This is a genomic window from Alkalihalobacillus sp. BA299, from assembly GCF_017745675.1.
Taxonomy (GTDB): domain Bacteria; phylum Bacillota; class Bacilli; order Bacillales; family Bacillaceae_F; genus Alkalihalobacterium.
Map to the genome: position 1 here is coordinate 154,499 of NZ_JAFLJM010000006.1, position 17,549 is coordinate 172,047.

The window sequence follows — 17,549 nt, forward strand, 5'->3', positions numbered from 1 at the left end:
AACAGTGACTGCTTTAAAATTAAAAAAACAATTAAGTAAAATTAATGATGTTATTCCTAGAGGATCTAAAGTTTATTATTTTGACTACCCTGTTTACAATAATGTTGGTGATATGTTGATTTGGCAAGGAACTGAGAAGTTTTTTAAAGAAAATAATATTCGTGTTATAAAAAGGTTTAGTTATCATATGGTGAAATTCATGCTAGAAAAAAATGAAATCCAGGTCCAAAAGAATATAATAATTGTTTGTCAGGGTGGAGGGAATTTTGGTGATTTGTATAAAATACATCAAGAATTAAGAATTCTACTAGTGAAAAACTTTCCTTCAAATCGTATTGTTGTTCTTCCCCAGTCAATCTACTATAAAGACAAGAGTGAAAGCGAGAAAGATTTTAAAGTTTTTAGAAAGCATGATGACTTTCATCTTTATGTAAGAGATATTGAAAGTTTCAATATTGCCAGTAAATATCTTAAAACTATTTATCTTTCACAAGATATGGCTCATGCATTATACCCAATTAAAACTAATACAAAGCCAACTATTAAAAACCTTTATTTTCTAAGAAAAGATAAAGAAAGAGTAGATTCAGACTATATAAAAGAAATTAATCCAACTCAAGAAGAGTTTGATTGGCATTTACTCTACTCTCCTCTTGATCGGAAAATATTAAATTTGTTTAGTAGAGCGCATAATTCCTATAAAATCCAAAAGTTGCTATCATCATTTATTATTTCAAAATTATATTTCATCTATACAAGTTATATTATCAAGAAGGCAATAAAACTTTTTGAAAAGCATGAAAACATTATAACTTCTCGGTTACACGGACATATACTGGCATGTTTAATGGATAAGAAAAATATTGTAATTGATAATTCTTATGGAAAGAACTCAGGCTATTATAATTGTTGGACTAATAAAATTAAAAATGCAAAATTAATTGATGAAAAAAGGAAGTAGGGAGGAAATAATAATAATGAAATCAAAGCTTAATATAGAAAATGTTAAGGTTATAGATAATAGAGTGGAAGTGTCATACTCTTGTATTGGAGATATTGCTAACTATTTAACCAATGATACTTTCTTTGTGGAATATGATTGTAAAGTAATAAATGTACCATTAAGTGTATTAGCCATTCCCTTTTTAGCTAATGTATTACCTATAGTTTGGGCTTCGGATACTATAGTTTATTGTGAGGAGATAGATAGAGAATTCTTAACCTCTATGGCAATTGTAAAGAAATCATTTCAAAAAATGTACCCTTCGCTTAAAATGCGAGGGGAAATAAAACCTAATCAAATAGTAAATAATGAAGCACATTATAAAAATGCGGACCTAGCTGCTATGTTTTTTAGTGGAGGAGTGGATTCTTTAGCAGCTTACATACAAAAGAAACATAAGAAACCAGTTTTATTAACTGTATGGGGAGCAGATATAAAATTTGACAACGAATTAGGTTGGAGACCTGTAATAGATGAAATTCAGCAATTTGCAAATTCGGTCAACACAAAAGTAAGTACAATTAAATCTAATTTTAAAGAAATTCTTAATTATAGTAATTTAAGTATTTCTTTCAAAGAGCACGTCGGTGGTCATTGGTGGCCTCAGGTACAACATGGATTAGCCCTTATTGGTTTATCTGCTCCTTATACATATGAAAAAGAAATTAGCAATCTTTATTTTGCAGCTACACATAACCCTTCAATAGTCATACCTTTTGGTTCTCACCCTGAAATTGATAGTAATATTAAATGGGGCAGTAAGAGGTATATTACAATTCATCAAGGTTATGAATTAACAAGATATGAGAAAATAGCTTTAATTGGAGATTACATTAAGTCTGGAAATGGGGATTTAAAACTTAGGGTCTGTTGGCAATCTAGTGATGGCAAAAACTGTTCGGTTTGTGAGAAGTGTTCAAGAACAATTCTATCGATGATAGTTAATGGAATTAGTCCAGAAAACCATGGATTTAAAATTATAGATTATCAAGCGTTGCAAAGTATAAAAGATAAAATTGAAAATCACAGTTATGTAACTGACCATAATATGCATTACTATAAAGATATTCAATCAAGAGTAGCCACTAATAGTGAGGCACTTCCTAAATTCTCCTATGGATTTTTTAGTTGGTTTGAAAAAGCCAACTTTATTTTAATTAATAGAAAAAAAGAACGATTAGAAAATTGGTATTCTTTTAAAGGGAAAATAAAGAATACAATAAACAAGGTAATAAACTTGAACTAATTAATAATTATAGAGGTGTTAGACAGATGAAAGATACAGTCCATAAGTTGCTCATGTTATTTAATAGACAAGAACAGAAAAGGCTAGTGATCATATTTTTAATGATGATTATGGCGGCTTTATTTGAAACAATTGGAATAGGTCTAATTGTACCCTTTGTTGGCATTATAACAAACCCCGACATGATATTAGATCAACCAATATTATCATATATATATCACCTATTTAATTTTGGATCAACTAATGCCTTTATTATTTTTTCAGTGATTGTATTACTCTTCATCTTTGTCTTTAAGAATTTATATTTATTACTCTTTCAATATATTCAATATCGAGTTATACTCAATCAACAAGTAAGGCTTTCAAGAAAACTTTTTCAAAAATATTTAAGAAAAAAATATACGTTTCATCTGCAGCGAAATACATCGGATTTATTAAGAAATGTAACAGGAGAAGTCCCGAAGGTTTTCCAAGGGATCATTTTATCTTTTTTTCATTTAATGACGGAAGTATTAGTCATTACTTGCCTTCTAGCACTATTATTAATAACAGCACCACTCGCAACACTTACCGCTTCAATTCTATTAGGTGGAAGTGTTTTAATTTTCTTTAGTATTTTCAGAAATAAGATTAGCTCACTTGGAAAAGAACAACAAAAAGTTAATGGAAAAATGATTAAGGCAGTAAATCAGGGGTTAGGTGCAAGCAAGGAAATAAAAGTTTCGGGAAAAGAACGATTTTTTGTTAATGAGTACGCAAAATATATTAAAGTACAAGTAAACAACAGTAGGTATATGAAAATATTAGAACAGGTACCTAGGCTTTTTATTGAAACATTGTTAGTTTCAATTGTTCTCATTACTATGTTAATCATAATTTTTCAAGGTACATCTAAAACTGAAATTGTATCTACTATGGCTCTTTTTGCTATGGCTGCGTTTAGACTTATGCCTTCTATTAATAGAGTAATTGCATCAATAACTTCAATGAAATATAGTTACCCAGCATTAGCATTGGTTCATGAAGACTTGTTTGATGGGAATGATGAGTCTCAAAGTCTAGGGCACTCTACTCCTGTTGTAAATAAAATATCAGAAAACAAAACATTTACTAAGTCTATACAGTTAAGTAATATATCATTCCGATATCCCAAACAAGAAGATTATTCCGTAAAGAATGTTTCATTAAACATACCGATAGGAAAATCAGTGGCATTTATTGGAGAGTCAGGTGCAGGTAAAACAACAATAGTAGACATAATTCTGGGTCTTTTCCAACCTGAAGAAGGTAAGGTATTAGTAGATGGAAAAGATCTATTTGATCAAAAATCCTTATGGCAACAGAAGATAGGTTATATCCCACAAGCTATTTTCTTATCAGACGATACAATACGAGGAAACGTTGCATTTGGACTTGATAGTGATAGTATTGATGATGAACAAGTTTGGTATACTTTAGAGCAAGCTCATTTAAAAGAGTTTGTAATGTCCTTACCTGATGGATTGGATACTCATGTTGGGGAACGTGGAGTTAGACTATCAGGAGGGCAACGTCAACGGATTGGAATAGCAAGAGCATTATATTACAATCCAGAAATCTTATTTATGGATGAGGCTACATCAGCTCTAGATAATGAAACAGAAAAGGAAATCATGAAGGCTATTGATGGTCTAAAAGGTGAAAAAACATTAATTATTATTGCACATCGATTAAGTACTATAGAGAACTGTGATACGGTCTTTAAAATGAGTAAAGGAAGACTAGTTTCAATCGAAAATAAAAATGAAAGATCGGTTTTATAAAAATTTCTATCGATAAATTTAAAGAAACATCTCATTTAATGAGGTGTTTCTTTTTCTTTTTAGAGAGGAGTAGGAGTAGGAGTATGAAAATCTTAGTTACAGGCGGTGCAGGATATATAGGTTCACATACATGTGTTGAACTCTTGAATGCAGGATATGAAGTTGTTGTAGTTGATAATTTAATGAATAGTAAACAAGAGGCATTAGACAGGGTAAAACAAATCACTGGAAAGGATTTGTTGTTCTATAATGTAGACCTACTAGATAAAAAAGCACTTAGTAAGGTGTTCTTAGAACATGATATAAGTGCTGTCATTCATTTTGCTGGACTTAAGGCAGTAGGGGAGTCTGTCTCTTTACCATTGAAATACTATCACAATAATATTACTGGGACACTCAATCTATGTGAGGTGATGGAAGAGTTTGGAGTTGACCGAATGGTTTTTAGTTCTTCTGCTACTGTCTATGGACATCAGGATTGTGTCCCATTTCACGAAGAATTATCTCTTCAGGCAACGAACCCTTATGGTAGAACAAAACTGATGATTGAAGAAATATTACAAGATGTCTATGTTTCAAATAATAATTGGAGTATTGCTTTATTGCGTTACTTTAACCCAGTCGGTGCTCACTTGAGTGGGTTAATAGGAGAAGATCCAAATGGGATACCAAATAATCTGTTTCCATACATCACTCAAGTAGCAGTAGGTAAGTTGGAAAAACTAAGTGTTTTTGGTGGTGATTATTCTACACACGATGGAACGGGTGTACGCGACTATATCCATGTAGTTGATCTAGCTAATGGTCATTTAAAAGCATTAGAACATGTTTTAAATAAAACTGGAGTCAATGCTTATAATTTAGGAACAGGAAAAGGATATAGTGTTCTCGATATGATCAATTCTTTTGAAAAAACAACAGGCAAGACCATCCCTTACCAAATCACTGAACGTCGACCAGGTGATATAGCTATTAGTTATGCGGATCCTTCGAAGGCGAAAAAGGAGTTAGGGTGGGAAGCTTTAAAAGGAATTGATGAGATTTGTAGGGATTCATGGCGTTGGCAATCCCAAAATCCAAATGGGTATGATACAAAGTTAGAAAGACAAGTTACAAAATAGTGTTAGAATACGAGAACGCAAGAAATTTGAAAGAACTAAAGCTCTGTGTTGTAACGACAACATCAATAACAATTAGAAGCTTTCTATTAGAACAACTCGAATTCCTATACAATAATGGTTTTGATGTAACAGTTATTTGTGATGTAGATGAAGAGTTGAGAAGAGAGCTACCTAAAGGTATTTAATATCGTTCAAGAATGAAGAGAGCGTTGGATCCTTTAGGTGCTTTAAGGAGTATCTATCTCCTTTATCGAACTATATGAGACGCGAAAATATCGCCAGATAAACGTGTAATCGGCTTAGGTGTATTTTATTATACAAAAAAGGGTGCTGACATATTTAATCAGCACCCTTTTTTACTTACTTTTGAGTATTTGCCTCTGTATTTAAATCATTTTCCTTTAAATCAAGTGTTGCATTATAAAGTACATTATCTTCAATGATATATGGCGGGGCATTTTTACCAGAATAAATCGTAGAGATCCCTTTGTTTTCAAGATTGGATCTAATCGTATTTTTTCTTATCGTTAGATCTTTTACTTCATACGGTTCATCTTTTGTCCAATAGGAGCCTACTCTAAGTACTTCTAAATCCGAACGTTCCATATGGTTTGCATTAATGTTGTTTTTTTCTAATTGGACTTTATTAGCCGATGTTATGGTAATAGCATGCGTATCACCTAATGCATTAAATTCAGAGTTTGTAATAGCAACATGATCAGGAATACCATGAAAACTATTAATACTAAACCCACCATGTCTAGACTCAAAAACACAGTTATCAAAGATGTACTCTCCAGAGTTGTTGACCGCGACTGACCCATATACCGTTTCGTTTTCAGTAGCAATGAACTTGCAATCTTTATAAGTCCCTCTAGGGAGTTGCGAACGGTTATAACCTATAACTTCTAGGTTTTCAAAAATACTTCCGTTACTCGCATTACCAGAAAAGCTATCAAGGGCAGCTTCTCCAGTTATCGTCACATTTTTTAAATGCAGAGGATTATTATTTATTCCAAATGGAGTGTGCAATTTTTTAGTATTGTTGACGGTAATGTTCGAAGCCTCTATTCCAAATGACTTGTCACTAGCTAAATTCACAAGTGTGTCTGTAAAGGTCATGCTGTCAATAACAAGCTCGTGTCCTAAAAAAGCTGCTAATCCATCATTCATTTTGTTATTACGAAAGGTAGCATGATTGTATGCATAGATTTTTGTTCCATCAAAATGGTTATTATTAATCTGAGCATACTTAAACGGTTCAGAAATAGCTAGGCCGATCTCCCCTTTAGAAGCAAAGTGATTGTCCTCTACTACGGCATTTCGACCATCATATAGAATTAGATCGTATTTGGCGTTATTGTAAAACTGGTTCTCTTTAATATGGATATTATCATTTAAGTTGTACCCAGCTTCTAAATCAATTCCCGACTCGGGTGCAGCACCGCCCATATTGTGAAACTGACTATTTGTAATCAGTACATCCTGGGCTCCGCCAATCGTAATTCCTTGCCTACGGTTATGGGCAAACTCAGAATTTTTGACGGTAATATGTTTAGACACACCTTGCATCCAATATTCTAAATAAATATCGTTTGGAACCTCTGGCATTGGAAATACCGCATGAAAAAAAGCAGCTTCCTCAGGTATTGAGGTTAATCCCCATCCTACTGGTGTATTTGATTCTGTGCTGTCTTGTTTAGACAAAAATGTGCCATCTTCTTTATAAAAGTAAGCAACATATCCATAGCTGTCCTCAGGCATGTTTTGTTGATGGATGAATTGGAATGTTCTTTGAATATCAAAGTAAGAGTGATTAATTGGAAGATTTGTTAGCCTTGATTTTGTTCGATCATTCCTTAAATTACCTTCTTCATCGACACACCCTGATTCAAAATAGGGAGCATAAACATCTTGAATTAAAGTCCCGATTTTACCGATGGACAGGCCATCCCCTGTGAAATTGATCGCTTTTATGTTATCTAAAGTTATTTTATTTGCCCCACTTGTAATAATTCCATAACCATGCTCATGAGTTCCACCGCTTGCATAGTCATGAGTCTCTTTATCTCCTATGTATGTCCCCCCTTTTAAAATTACATTTTTAACACCAGGTCCAATGTGTAGCAATTTATAAGAAGAATAGTCATTTGTTTCTTTTTGCAGTACAGCCTTATCATCTAACCAAAATGTAATGTTTGAAACCATATCAATATGACTATCTTTGTCTATTAGATAATTGCCCTCAGGGACTTTGAACACCGTATAATCGTTTTCACTTGCCCATTGAAGTGCGTCATTAATCCCTTTAGTTGTTTCAATAGGGTGTGTACCATCGTTGTATATGTTCCACTTCTTTAAGTCTAATTCATAGGTTGATTCGTTCATTGCAAAAATTGTAGGAAACGCTTGTTTTCCTAAAACCGATGGAATTGCTAGTTGACTACTGTTCATTTGTACATAAGAAAGGGAAAATAAAAAACACGTGAATACAAATAGAATGATCTTTTTCATATAGATTACACCTCTCCTCATTTTTATATTTAAAGGGTATTTGATATAACATCTATATTTTCTGTTATCAAATTAAATATCCTGATATTTTACAGTATAGGTAGGTCTCCTTAGCAATAAACTTTTTGACATAAATTCAGTTTAAATAGTAAGGAGCACAAGAAGTTGAGTTTTTATTTAATATAGATAAATTAAGAGGAAAATTGGAGGTGCAAAAAATGAAGTTTGGAAATGTAATTAGAACCTCTATTCCATCCGATACTATGAAAATTGATGGAGGCACTTTCATAACGATTGTAATAGATGGTGGGGACTTTTTAAGTGAACTAACTAACCTTAGTATAAACGGAGGTTATTTTGACGAATCAGCTTAAGAATGACGCAAACTTTTGTGGGGGGATATAAATGTCTTATAAAATTCAAATAAGGCGTGGACTAAAAACTGATTTACCATTATTAGATGAAGGTGAGCTTGGACTTTGTACAGATACTGGTGAACTTTTTATTGGAACAAATGAAGGGAATCGTCAGTTAGCGGACCATATAGAGGTACACGAGTTACTAGGCTTAAAAGCAAATAAAGATGATGTTAATTCCGAGTTAGAAGTAATTAACAATCAATTAAGCACAAAGGCTAGTGCTGAGTATGTTGATAATCAATTAGTCAATAAAGCAGACATAAATCATAATCACACTTTAAAAGATATTACTAATATTGATGTAACTACAGTTGAACCAAAAAATGGGGATGTATTATCTTTTCAAAATGGAACATGGAAGCCTCTACAAATGGCTTCCGAAGCGCCTGAGTCAAGCTCTAGTGCAGCTTATATAATTGAGCTAGACCGTTGGGGAATTACAGAAGGGTTACCAACAAAACCTTATACTAGCGAAGATTATTATATGGCTGATGCTAATATTCAAGGGATTAATAACGCTCTAGAATATGCATATAACAATGGCTATACTCTAGTCGTGCTACCAAGAGGGGAGTATGCAATATGTTATCCTCGAACGATACAAATGCAAAGTCACTTGACCTTTCACTTAAATCAATCGGTACTAAAGGTTATTTATGATTCAGATAATAAATCTCCATTTGATACCCGGACGGGAACGGATTATTACAATTTTATTGGAACAAGTATAACTTTTAGTAATGTGACAAATGCACATTTAATGGGTGGAACAATTATCGGTTGTAGAGCTGACAGGAGTTTCGTGAATTCAAACGAGCGAAGACAGGAACACACTTATGGTGTCTTATTTTCTCGTGGAACCAATCATAGTTCGGTGAAGCACTGTATTGTTAGAGACTATATGGGTGATGGTATTTCTATGGATAGTAGGTCTCCATCAGAGTTAGCTGAATTTAATTTGAATCTGTCTTTAAATAGCATTGATAATTCCACAGGAGAACTAACGAGTTCCAATAATTCTTTAACCTCAGGTTTTATCACGTTACGAGATTACCCGCAATTTCAAATCGCAGGCTTTGGATATAACCGAACGACGAGCATTAATACAAAAGAAGTAGATATTTTTTTCTATAGAGAAGATAATAGCTACTTACAAAAAAGGCAAATGAATCGAAAAATTTATACTCCAATCACCGTTCCAGTAGGAGCGAAGAAAATGAGGCTTGTATTTAGACAAGAAACGAATCATTTGAAGAATATGAATATTACGATAAAGTTTGGGAATATTCCACATCATAATATAATTGAACACAATGAAGTATTGGCTAATCATCGAGGAGGAATTACATTAGGAGGCAGTTATAACATTGTTCAGCATAATGTCATTAGGGACAATGGGTTCCATCAATTAGATGATAAACCTTTATTTAATGACCCGACAAGGTACGGAATAAACCAGGAGGATTCCTATGGCGATAATTGTGTTATTAGACATAATATTATCTATAACACGAACCATGGAATTTTAGCAGGGTGTTACTCGGTTCACATTGATAACAATCATATTTATAATGTAACTGGGATAGGTATCAATTTATATTCCTTATCATTTGCTACAGTTAAAGGGAACTATTTATATCATTGTGGAATGAGTGCTTTTGGTTTAATGACAGCAAATTTACCTGGGGCGCATGTTCATATAACCGATAATAGTGTGCATAATAGTCGTGTCAACATTTCAGGTAGTGGATATACAGTATACGTAAAGGGAAATACTTTTGTTGATGTTGAAATGATTAATATGCCTGCAAATAGGATAACAGATGTATTTAAAGACAACACCTTTAAGTATACAGGACACTATACAGGTAGTGAACCAACCATGCGTATTGACAAAATAGAGGCTTGTATTTTTGAATCAAACACAACCAACCTTCGAAGTGTACGTTTAATTACTAACGGGATTTTTGGGTCCGTGTTTAATACTATTCGATTAAATTTAGATACTAGAACTAGTAATATAGAAAGTGGAAAAATCAGTATTTATGACTGCAACTTTAGAAGTAGTCTAATACACAATCATATTTACCTTAAGAAGAAAAGGGAAGTAAACGTGAATAACAGTGTATTACAAAACACTAGACTTCATGTAGGTAATATCAATACACCTCATGAAACCCCCATACTGTCTGTAAATAATAGTAGGTTTTTACTAGAATCTATTACTACCCTTATCAATAACGATATCAATAACGAAGACGGTTATGGGATTATTAAGATAAGTAACTGTGATATTGAAATTGCTAATGATAACTTTAATCCATTAATAACGAATTCGTTTACTTGGAGAACTTTTGAATTCCATATGAAAAGCTGTAACTTAACGTACACTGGTAGCGGTATACTAAATCTTGTGTACTATAGTAGATTAATTAGTATGAGAAAATTTGTTTCAGCCAATAATCGGTTTGTAAACATTAATTTGCCTGAAGAAGATCCTGAAATATTTATTAGCTATGATCCCGAAACTCATAGCATTAATGAGCCAAATTCAGGATATTATATGTTAAGCCAAATTGTAAAGGATGCAAGACCAGAAGAAGGAGGGCATATCGGCTGGGTCTGTACCCAGGAAGGGATCGCCACTCAAAGTATTTGGCAGGAAAATACTGACTACTCTGTTGGAACCGTTGTTTATACAAATAACAATGTATATGAATGTACAGTTGCAGGGACAACAGGAACGGAAGCTCCCTCGCATACAACTGGCAGCGCTGTTGATGGGACTGTCACCTGGATGTATTTAGGTCAAAGGGCTTTATTCTACCCGTTTGGTTTAATTGGGTAATAATGGGCAACAAATTACATTCAAGATTAGCTGTTTAATAAGCAACAACTATTGTAGGTAATAAAGATAATGATAAAAAGCAGTAACTCTAGTTTATTAAGCTGCTGTAAATCAGGAAAAAACAAGCTTATCGGCAAAGTCTCACCTTATGAGATAGTTGGTAAGCTTTTTTCTTAATAAAACGATGTATTCGAAGAAACATTTATTATTAAAAGGGAGTTAAAAGGTAAACCATAAAAATTGAACTTCTGATTAACAAAATATGACCACAATTAGTTGACTTTAGAGAAAGAAGATGGTATGTTTAAAATGTTCTTTATAAAGAACTGTAATTTGTTTTTTAAGCACATGTTGCGAAAACTAAATTTGTATCTCCCTTGGTATATATTTTTTTGTAATTATGTTCTTTTTAAAGAACGTAGATTGGTATGAACTGATGCAACTATGATTTTATTGGAGGTAAACAATGAGTGCTATTGCAGGCATTTATCATATAAATAAGGAACCTGTATCAATAGAACATATAAATAGCATCATGTCCTCTTTGCAAGTTTACCCTGCTGACGACATTCAAGTTTTCTATAAAGAAAACCTTTTTTTAGGCTGCCATGCCCAATGGATTACACCTGAATCAGTCGGTGAACAGTTACCTTTCTATGATCGTAATCGGCAAATAGCTATTACAGCTGATGCGATTATTGATAATCGCGATGAATTATTTGCTAGATTAGATGTAGAATTGTCTGAGCGTAAAGTGATGCCTGACAGTCAGTTAATTTTACTTGCATACTATAAATGGGGTGAAGAAACACCTAAGTATTTAGTGGGTGACTTTGCCTTTATGATTTGGGATGGGAGAAGACAACAACTTTTCGGTGCAAGGGATTTTTCGGGAAGTCGGACTCTTTATTATTCCCAAAATAAACAGTACTTTAATTTTTGCACAACCATCCAACCATTACTGTCCTTACCGTATATAAAACATCAACTTAACGAACAATGGTTAGCAGAGTTTTTGGCAATTTCAGGAATGATTGATACAGTAGATGCTTCTATTACGCCATATAAAGGTATTAAACAATTACCTCCATCGTATAGTATGTTAGTCAGGGGAGGTAAAGTAACTCTTAAAAGATATTGTTTATTAAATCTAGGGAGAAAATTAAAGTTAAAATCTAATGAGGAGTATGTAGAAGCATTTCAAGATGTTTTTCAAAAGGCAGTTACCTCACGTTTACGTACACATCGTCAAGTTGGTGCACAGTTAAGTGGTGGGTTAGATTCAGGATCTATTGTAGGATTTGCTGCTAAACCTCTAAAAAATGAGAATAAAATATTACATACATTTAGTTACATTCCCCCAAGTGATTTTAATGATTTTACCCCTAAACATCTAATGCCAGATGAGAGGCCTTTTATTAAATCTACCGTACAACATGTAGGGGGGATTAAGGATCACTATCTAAATTTTGATGGAAGAGATCCATATTCTGAAATGGATGACTTTCTTGACATTATGGAGATGCCATATAAATTCTTTGAAAATTCTTTTTGGTTAAAGGGGATGTATGAGAAAGCTTGTGAGGAAGATGTAGGAGTTTTACTCAATGGTGGTAGAGGAAATTTAACAATATCTTGGGGCTCAGCTATAGATTATTACGCTACCTTATTGAAAAGGTTGAAATGGATTCGGCTACTTCAGGAGCTAAATCAATACAGTCAAAAAGCTGGGGGAGCGAGGTTAAGAAGATTACCTATTATAACAAAAGTAGCATTTCCATTTATCAGTCAATTCTTTAATTTAAACAAAGATTATAATAATACTACACTTATTAATCCAGAGTTTGCAAAGAGGATTAATGTTTTCAAAAAGCTTAATGCATATGGCATGAGTAAAGAAGGATGGTTTACAACCTCAGATATCTATGAGCAAAGAAAAAGACATTTTGAAGATGTGTTCCATTGGAATGCTAGTAATACACTTGCGACCAAGTTGTCACTTCGTTATCCATTGTGGAAACGTGATCCTACTAATGATCTCAGAGTTGTTAATTTTTGTTTATCATTACCAGAAGATCAATATGTTCAAAAAGGTTTAGATAGGGCACTTATTCGTAGATCTACTAAAAATCTAGTACCAGATAAGGTTCGTTTAAACCAACATTTTCATGGTGTGCAAGGTGCAGACTGGGTACATCGTATGCTTCCTAAATGGAATATATTCATAAAAGAAATGAATAACCTTATTAAGGATGAGAAGGCTATGTACTATTTAGATGGCCAAACTATTAGAGAGGCAGTTGAGAAAGTGAACAAAGGCGTTGGTCCTGAATATGTTATCGACCCTGATAGTAAAGTTCTTATGCGTAGTTTAATTGTCTTTCGATTTCTTAGAAATTTTACTTGAAAGGGGGTGAAACAATATGAAAAAGCAATGGTATAAGCCTGAGTTAGAAGTACTTGATGTAAATGAAACAATGGCTTCTACTGATGATGGGCCATATACTGATGAAGCATATGTTCCAGGTCAAAAGTCTTCTGAACCTCGTTTTACAAGTTAAAAAGCATATAAAATTTGCACTTTTTTTAACTAAACTCATTGGGTTTCTTAATTTGAAACCCAATGAGTATTCAACTTTAAAGGTTTTTTAGTCTTCAAAGCTCTTACACTTAAATGTATAAGGGCTTTGGAGCAATATTTAACTTTAATGATTAGGATAGTAGAAATTAATAAGAAGTTATGTAAAAAATATTTTAATAGGGTAATTCAATATATTATTAAAGAGTAACATAACTTTTGTTATTGACTTACTATAGAGTTGATGATAATTTATGTATATAAGTTCGTTCTTAATAAAGAATATTGTTTAGAGTGTTAACTTAAGCAATGAGTAATTTACTAAAATATTATTGGGTTTTATTATTTTTTTATTAGTTTGTTCTTAATAAAGAATAATTTTCACAAAAAACATATATAAACAATATTTTATCTATTGTTTAATTATTGGAAATACAAAATGAATTAAAATTATATTTAGGTAAATTATGGAGGAAACAAATGAGCGCAATAACAGGTATTGTACATTTCAACAAAGAACTTATTGCACTAGAACATAGTTGTAATCTGATGCAACAGTTTAAAAAATATCCAGCTGATAATATACATACCTGTAATAAAGGAACTATTTTTTTTGGTTGTCATCACCAATGGATTACTCCTGAATCAATTGGTGAAATCCTTCCTTATTATAATTATGAGAGAAAATTAGTTATAACAGCGGATGCGATCATTGATAATCGAGATGAATTGTTTGATAAATTACAAATTAAACAAACACAGATACAATCTATTCCTGACAGTCAATTAATTTTGCTAGCTTATGAAATGTGGGGAGAAGAAGTTCCGAAACATATAACTGGTGATTTTGTTTTTATGATCTGGGATGAGAAAAAAAAGAAGCTTTTTGGTGCTAGAGATTTTTCTGGGTCTAGAACACTTTACTATTATAAAAATGAAAGCCAGTTTGTTTTTTCAACTACTATTAAACCATTATTTTCACTACCTTATATTGCAAAAAAGTTAAATGAAGAATGGTTAGCTGAATTTTTAGCTATTCCGAGTATGGTGGAAGCTGTAGATATGACTTCAACAGTCTATAAATCTATTTATCAAGTCCCTCCTGCACACAGTATAACTGTAGCTGATGGCAGAGTTAAGTTGACAAGATACTGTACGATCGATGTAAATGAAAAATTAAAGTTGAGATCAAATGAAGAGTATATTGAAGCCTTTCATGACGTCTTTAATAAGGCAGTAACAGCTAGACTAAGAACTTATGGTGAGGTTGGATCTCAATTAAGTGGTGGTTTAGACTCTGGGACTGTTGTTAGTTTTGCTGCAAAAGCACTGCAAAAAGAAAATAAAGTGTTACATACCTATAGTTACATCCCAGAAGATGATTTTGTTGATTGGACACCGAATTATTATATTCCTGATGAACGACCATTTATAAAAGAAACCGTAAATTATGTTGGAAACATATCAGACCAATATATAAATTTTCAAGGAAAAGATCCATTATCTGAGATAGATGATTTTCTTGAGCTAATGGAAATGCCCTATAAGTTTTTTGAAAATTCTTTCTGGCTTAAAGGGATTAGTGAAAAAGCACAGCAGCAAGGAATAAAAATCCTTTTAAATGGAGCAAGAGGTAATCATTCGATTTCATGGGGGTCTTGGGGATTAACTACTGATTACTATGCAAACCTTTTGAAACAACTAAGGTGGGTTCATTTATTTAAAGAATTAAATTATTATACCCAAAATTATCAAACAGGAAAATCTAACATTCTCCCTATTGTTGCGAAAAAGGCTTTTCCATTTATAGATCGTCTTCAAAATAAGAATGAACCTTTTTCGTATCAGTTCCCACAGTTTATAAATCCAGATCTTGCAAGAAAAACGAATGTTTTTGAGAAGCTCCAACAATATGATATTGATTTAACAGGTGGTTCTGCCATCGAAAACTTAACTGAATATCGAAAAGCATATTATAAACAACTCTATCCATGGAATAAAAGCGGTGTTGCAAATACTAACTTATCCTTACGTTATTCTTTATGGGATAGAGATCCTACTAATGATCTAAGAGTCATTCAATTTTGTTTAGCAATTCCTGATGAACAGTATGTTCAAGAAGGTATGGAGCGTTCATTTCTTCGTAGAGCTATTAAAAATATTCTTCCTGATAAAGTAAGACTTAATCAAAAGAGCCGCGGTATTCAAGGGGCTGACGTGATTCATCGCATGATTCCACATTGGGATATTTTTATCGAGGAATTACATCAACTAGCAAATGACCCAGTTGTATCTGAAATACTAAATCAAGATGTAATAAAGAGTGCAATCTTAAAAGTGGGAAAAAAACCAAGACCAGAATTAGTTTTTAATGATGATTTTAAAATATTAACAAGGTCTTTGATTGTCTATCGATTTATTAAAAGTTTTTAGGTTAGGAGGTGAGATGATGAAAAAGACATGGAAGAAACCAATGTTGGAAGTGCTTGATGTAAGTCTGACAATGAATGGACCAGGAAATGCAGTTCCTGATTGCTTTGATGTAGGTGAAAATAACGGTAATATGAATGGAAATCAAGACCCAACTACATCAAATAATAGTTGTAAAAATAATCTAGGTAGTTAATTATTAGATATCCAATCTGTCCCCTTATACCTTAAGCAAGTATAAGGGAAGTTGAGGGAGATTTTATTTAAAAATAGGATACGTGATTTTGATATAGGACTGTTCTAGAATACATAAAATGGGGGAGACATCATTGATTAGAAAAACTAGTGAAAATTTAGTTTACAAAGCATTCGGATTTAATGTACAAAGCGAATTTCTTCTACCGGAATTACCTCGAATAAACAGACAAGTAAAATCAGTAGATATAAATGTTAGTATAGCAGATTTGACAAGTTTATGGGAGGAGCTATCTGAACCGAATGATCCTTATTTCGTGATACAAGAAAATTTGATTATGTTCCACATGCCTGATACTGCTATTTTTTTAGTCCAGGAAGGTAAACGAATTTTAGTTTCTCCGTTGGAAGGGTCTCAAGATGACCATATGCGTTTATATCTCCTCGGTACATGTATGGGAGCACTATTAATGCAACGAAAAATTCTTCCTTTGCATGGGAGTGCTATCGCTATTAATGGAAAGGCGTATGCCATCGTTGGTGATTCAGGTGCTGGAAAATCAACGCTTGCTTCTTCATTTTTAAAGAGAGGTTATCGTTTACTTAGTGATGATGTCATACCCGTTTCCCTTAACGAAAATAATGTTCCAATTGTGACACCTGCTTACCCACAGCAAAAGCTTTGGTTGGAAAGTCTGAACGAATTTGGAATGGAATCGAAGCAGTATCGTCCAATTGTTGACCGGGAAACAAAGTTTGCTATTCCTGTAAAAGATCAATTCGCTCATGAAAAGATGCCTTTAGCTGGAATCTTTGAACTTGTTAAAACAACAGACGAAGAAATTCAACTTCAACCTATACAAAATCTACAACGTTTTCGTACACTTTTTTATCACACATACCGTAATTTTTTTATCGAGCGATCTGGTTTATTGGAGTGGCATTTTAATCAATCAGCAAAAATGTTGAGCTATATGGATCTTTACCAAATTCAAAGACCGATCTCACGCTTTACTGCTAACGACTTATCTGAGCTTATTTTAACAACTATTCATAAGGAGGCCAAAGTTGTATGATTAAAAATCAAAACATTGCAAAAACTCATATTGTTTCACAAGGAACTGGAAATATCGTTAGTGATATGGATGGAGAAAAAGTGATGTTAAGTATTTCAAATGGAAAATACTATAATCTAGGAGATGTTGGTGGTGACATCTGGGAGCTTATAAAAGATCCACTTTCTATTGGACAATTGGTTTCTACACTAACAACACAATATGATGTAGACCCATCTGAGTGTGAAGAACAAGTGTTGATTTTTTTAGGACTACTAGCTGAAGAAGGGTTGATTGAAGTTATAGAACAAACGAATTCATAATTACTTGCTAGTTTT

14 protein-coding genes are annotated in these 17,549 nt (G+C 33.0%); 13 read left to right on the forward strand and 1 reads right to left on the reverse strand.

The features are described 5' to 3' along the window. Positions 1-4 precede the first annotated feature (4 nt). From J0N78_RS10025 to J0N78_RS10045, 5 genes are all read left to right on the forward strand, one after another. Complete coding sequence (locus J0N78_RS10025) at positions 5-961, forward strand: polysaccharide pyruvyl transferase family protein (protein WP_209122917.1); 957 nt, start codon at positions 5-7, stop codon at positions 959-961. Positions 962-977: 16 nt separating this feature from the next. Then, positions 978-2,249, forward strand: coding sequence for a hypothetical protein (locus tag J0N78_RS10030; protein WP_209122918.1), 1,272 nt, complete (start codon positions 978-980; stop codon positions 2,247-2,249). A gap of 26 nt (positions 2,250-2,275) precedes the next feature. Continuing rightward, a complete protein-coding gene (locus J0N78_RS10035) occupies positions 2,276-4,051 on the forward strand; it encodes an ABC transporter ATP-binding protein (protein ID WP_209122919.1) in 1,776 nt (591 codons plus the stop codon). Between the two features lie 83 nt (positions 4,052-4,134). Continuing rightward, on the forward strand, positions 4,135-5,172 hold the full coding sequence (gene galE, locus J0N78_RS10040) for a UDP-glucose 4-epimerase GalE (RefSeq protein ID WP_209122920.1): 1,038 nt from the start codon (positions 4,135-4,137) through the stop codon (positions 5,170-5,172). 26 nt (positions 5,173-5,198) lie between these two features. Beyond that, positions 5,199-5,357: a hypothetical protein gene (locus J0N78_RS10045; RefSeq protein ID WP_209122921.1), complete on the forward strand. Its 159-nt coding sequence runs from the start codon at positions 5,199-5,201 to the stop codon at positions 5,355-5,357. A gap of 175 nt (positions 5,358-5,532) precedes the next feature. Here the strand turns inward: J0N78_RS10045 and J0N78_RS10050 are convergent, their stop codons facing one another. Further along, complete coding sequence (locus tag J0N78_RS10050; RefSeq protein WP_209122922.1) at positions 5,533-7,686, reverse strand: right-handed parallel beta-helix repeat-containing protein; 2,154 nt, start codon at positions 7,684-7,686, stop codon at positions 5,533-5,535. Between the two features lie 218 nt (positions 7,687-7,904). On the opposite strand from J0N78_RS10050, the gene J0N78_RS10055 reads away from it, so the two are divergent. From J0N78_RS10055 to J0N78_RS10090, 8 genes are all read left to right on the forward strand, one after another. Continuing rightward, complete coding sequence (locus J0N78_RS10055; protein WP_209122923.1) at positions 7,905-8,060, forward strand: hypothetical protein; 156 nt, start codon at positions 7,905-7,907, stop codon at positions 8,058-8,060. A 31-nt stretch (positions 8,061-8,091) separates the two neighbouring features. Further along, the gene (locus J0N78_RS10060) at positions 8,092-10,953 is read left to right on the forward strand and encodes a right-handed parallel beta-helix repeat-containing protein (protein ID WP_209122924.1); all 2,862 of its coding nucleotides are present in this window, start codon (positions 8,092-8,094) and stop codon (positions 10,951-10,953) included. A gap of 466 nt (positions 10,954-11,419) precedes the next feature. Beyond that, on the forward strand, positions 11,420-13,360 hold the full coding sequence (locus J0N78_RS10065) for a lasso peptide isopeptide bond-forming cyclase (protein WP_209122925.1): 1,941 nt from the start codon (positions 11,420-11,422) through the stop codon (positions 13,358-13,360). A gap of 16 nt (positions 13,361-13,376) precedes the next feature. Then, on the forward strand, positions 13,377-13,514 hold the full coding sequence (locus J0N78_RS10070) for a paeninodin family lasso peptide (protein WP_209122926.1): 138 nt from the start codon (positions 13,377-13,379) through the stop codon (positions 13,512-13,514). A gap of 497 nt (positions 13,515-14,011) precedes the next feature. Then, entirely contained in the window at positions 14,012-15,964 is a 1,953-nt protein-coding gene (locus J0N78_RS10075) for an asparagine synthase-related protein (protein ID WP_209122927.1), read from the forward strand. Positions 15,965-15,980: 16 nt separating this feature from the next. After that, positions 15,981-16,157, forward strand: coding sequence for a paeninodin family lasso peptide (locus J0N78_RS26500; RefSeq protein ID WP_209122928.1), 177 nt, complete (start codon positions 15,981-15,983; stop codon positions 16,155-16,157). A gap of 136 nt (positions 16,158-16,293) precedes the next feature. After that, positions 16,294-17,232, forward strand: coding sequence for an HPr kinase/phosphorylase (locus tag J0N78_RS10085; RefSeq protein ID WP_307794921.1), 939 nt, complete (start codon positions 16,294-16,296; stop codon positions 17,230-17,232). Then, positions 17,229-17,534, forward strand: a complete 306-nt coding sequence (locus J0N78_RS10090; RefSeq protein ID WP_209122930.1) for a lasso peptide biosynthesis PqqD family chaperone — start codon at positions 17,229-17,231, stop codon at positions 17,532-17,534. Before J0N78_RS10085 ends, J0N78_RS10090 begins: the two co-directional genes overlap by 4 nt. Positions 17,535-17,549 lie beyond the last annotated feature (15 nt).

Bases quoted from the DNA above. Each gene is read 5' to 3' on its own strand.
- J0N78_RS10055 (WP_209122923.1), top strand. From the start codon at position 7,905: ATGAAGTTTGGAAATGTAATTAGAACCTCTATTCCATCCGATACTATG.
- J0N78_RS26500 (WP_209122928.1), top strand. From the start codon at position 15,981: ATGAAAAAGACATGGAAGAAACCAATGTTGGAAGTGCTTGATGTAAGT.
- J0N78_RS10070 (WP_209122926.1), top strand. From the start codon at position 13,377: ATGAAAAAGCAATGGTATAAGCCTGAGTTAGAAGTACTTGATGTAAAT.
- J0N78_RS10035 (WP_209122919.1), top strand. From the start codon at position 2,276: ATGAAAGATACAGTCCATAAGTTGCTCATGTTATTTAATAGACAAGAA.
- J0N78_RS10065 (WP_209122925.1), top strand. From the start codon at position 11,420: ATGAGTGCTATTGCAGGCATTTATCATATAAATAAGGAACCTGTATCA.
- J0N78_RS10090 (WP_209122930.1), top strand. From the start codon at position 17,229: ATGATTAAAAATCAAAACATTGCAAAAACTCATATTGTTTCACAAGGA.
- J0N78_RS10075 (WP_209122927.1), top strand. From the start codon at position 14,012: ATGAGCGCAATAACAGGTATTGTACATTTCAACAAAGAACTTATTGCA.
- J0N78_RS10050 (WP_209122922.1), bottom strand. From the start codon at position 7,686: ATGAAAAAGATCATTCTATTTGTATTCACGTGTTTTTTATTTTCCCTT.
- J0N78_RS10030 (WP_209122918.1), top strand. From the start codon at position 978: ATGAAATCAAAGCTTAATATAGAAAATGTTAAGGTTATAGATAATAGA.
- J0N78_RS10060 (WP_209122924.1), top strand. From the start codon at position 8,092: ATGTCTTATAAAATTCAAATAAGGCGTGGACTAAAAACTGATTTACCA.
- galE (WP_209122920.1), top strand. From the start codon at position 4,135: ATGAAAATCTTAGTTACAGGCGGTGCAGGATATATAGGTTCACATACA.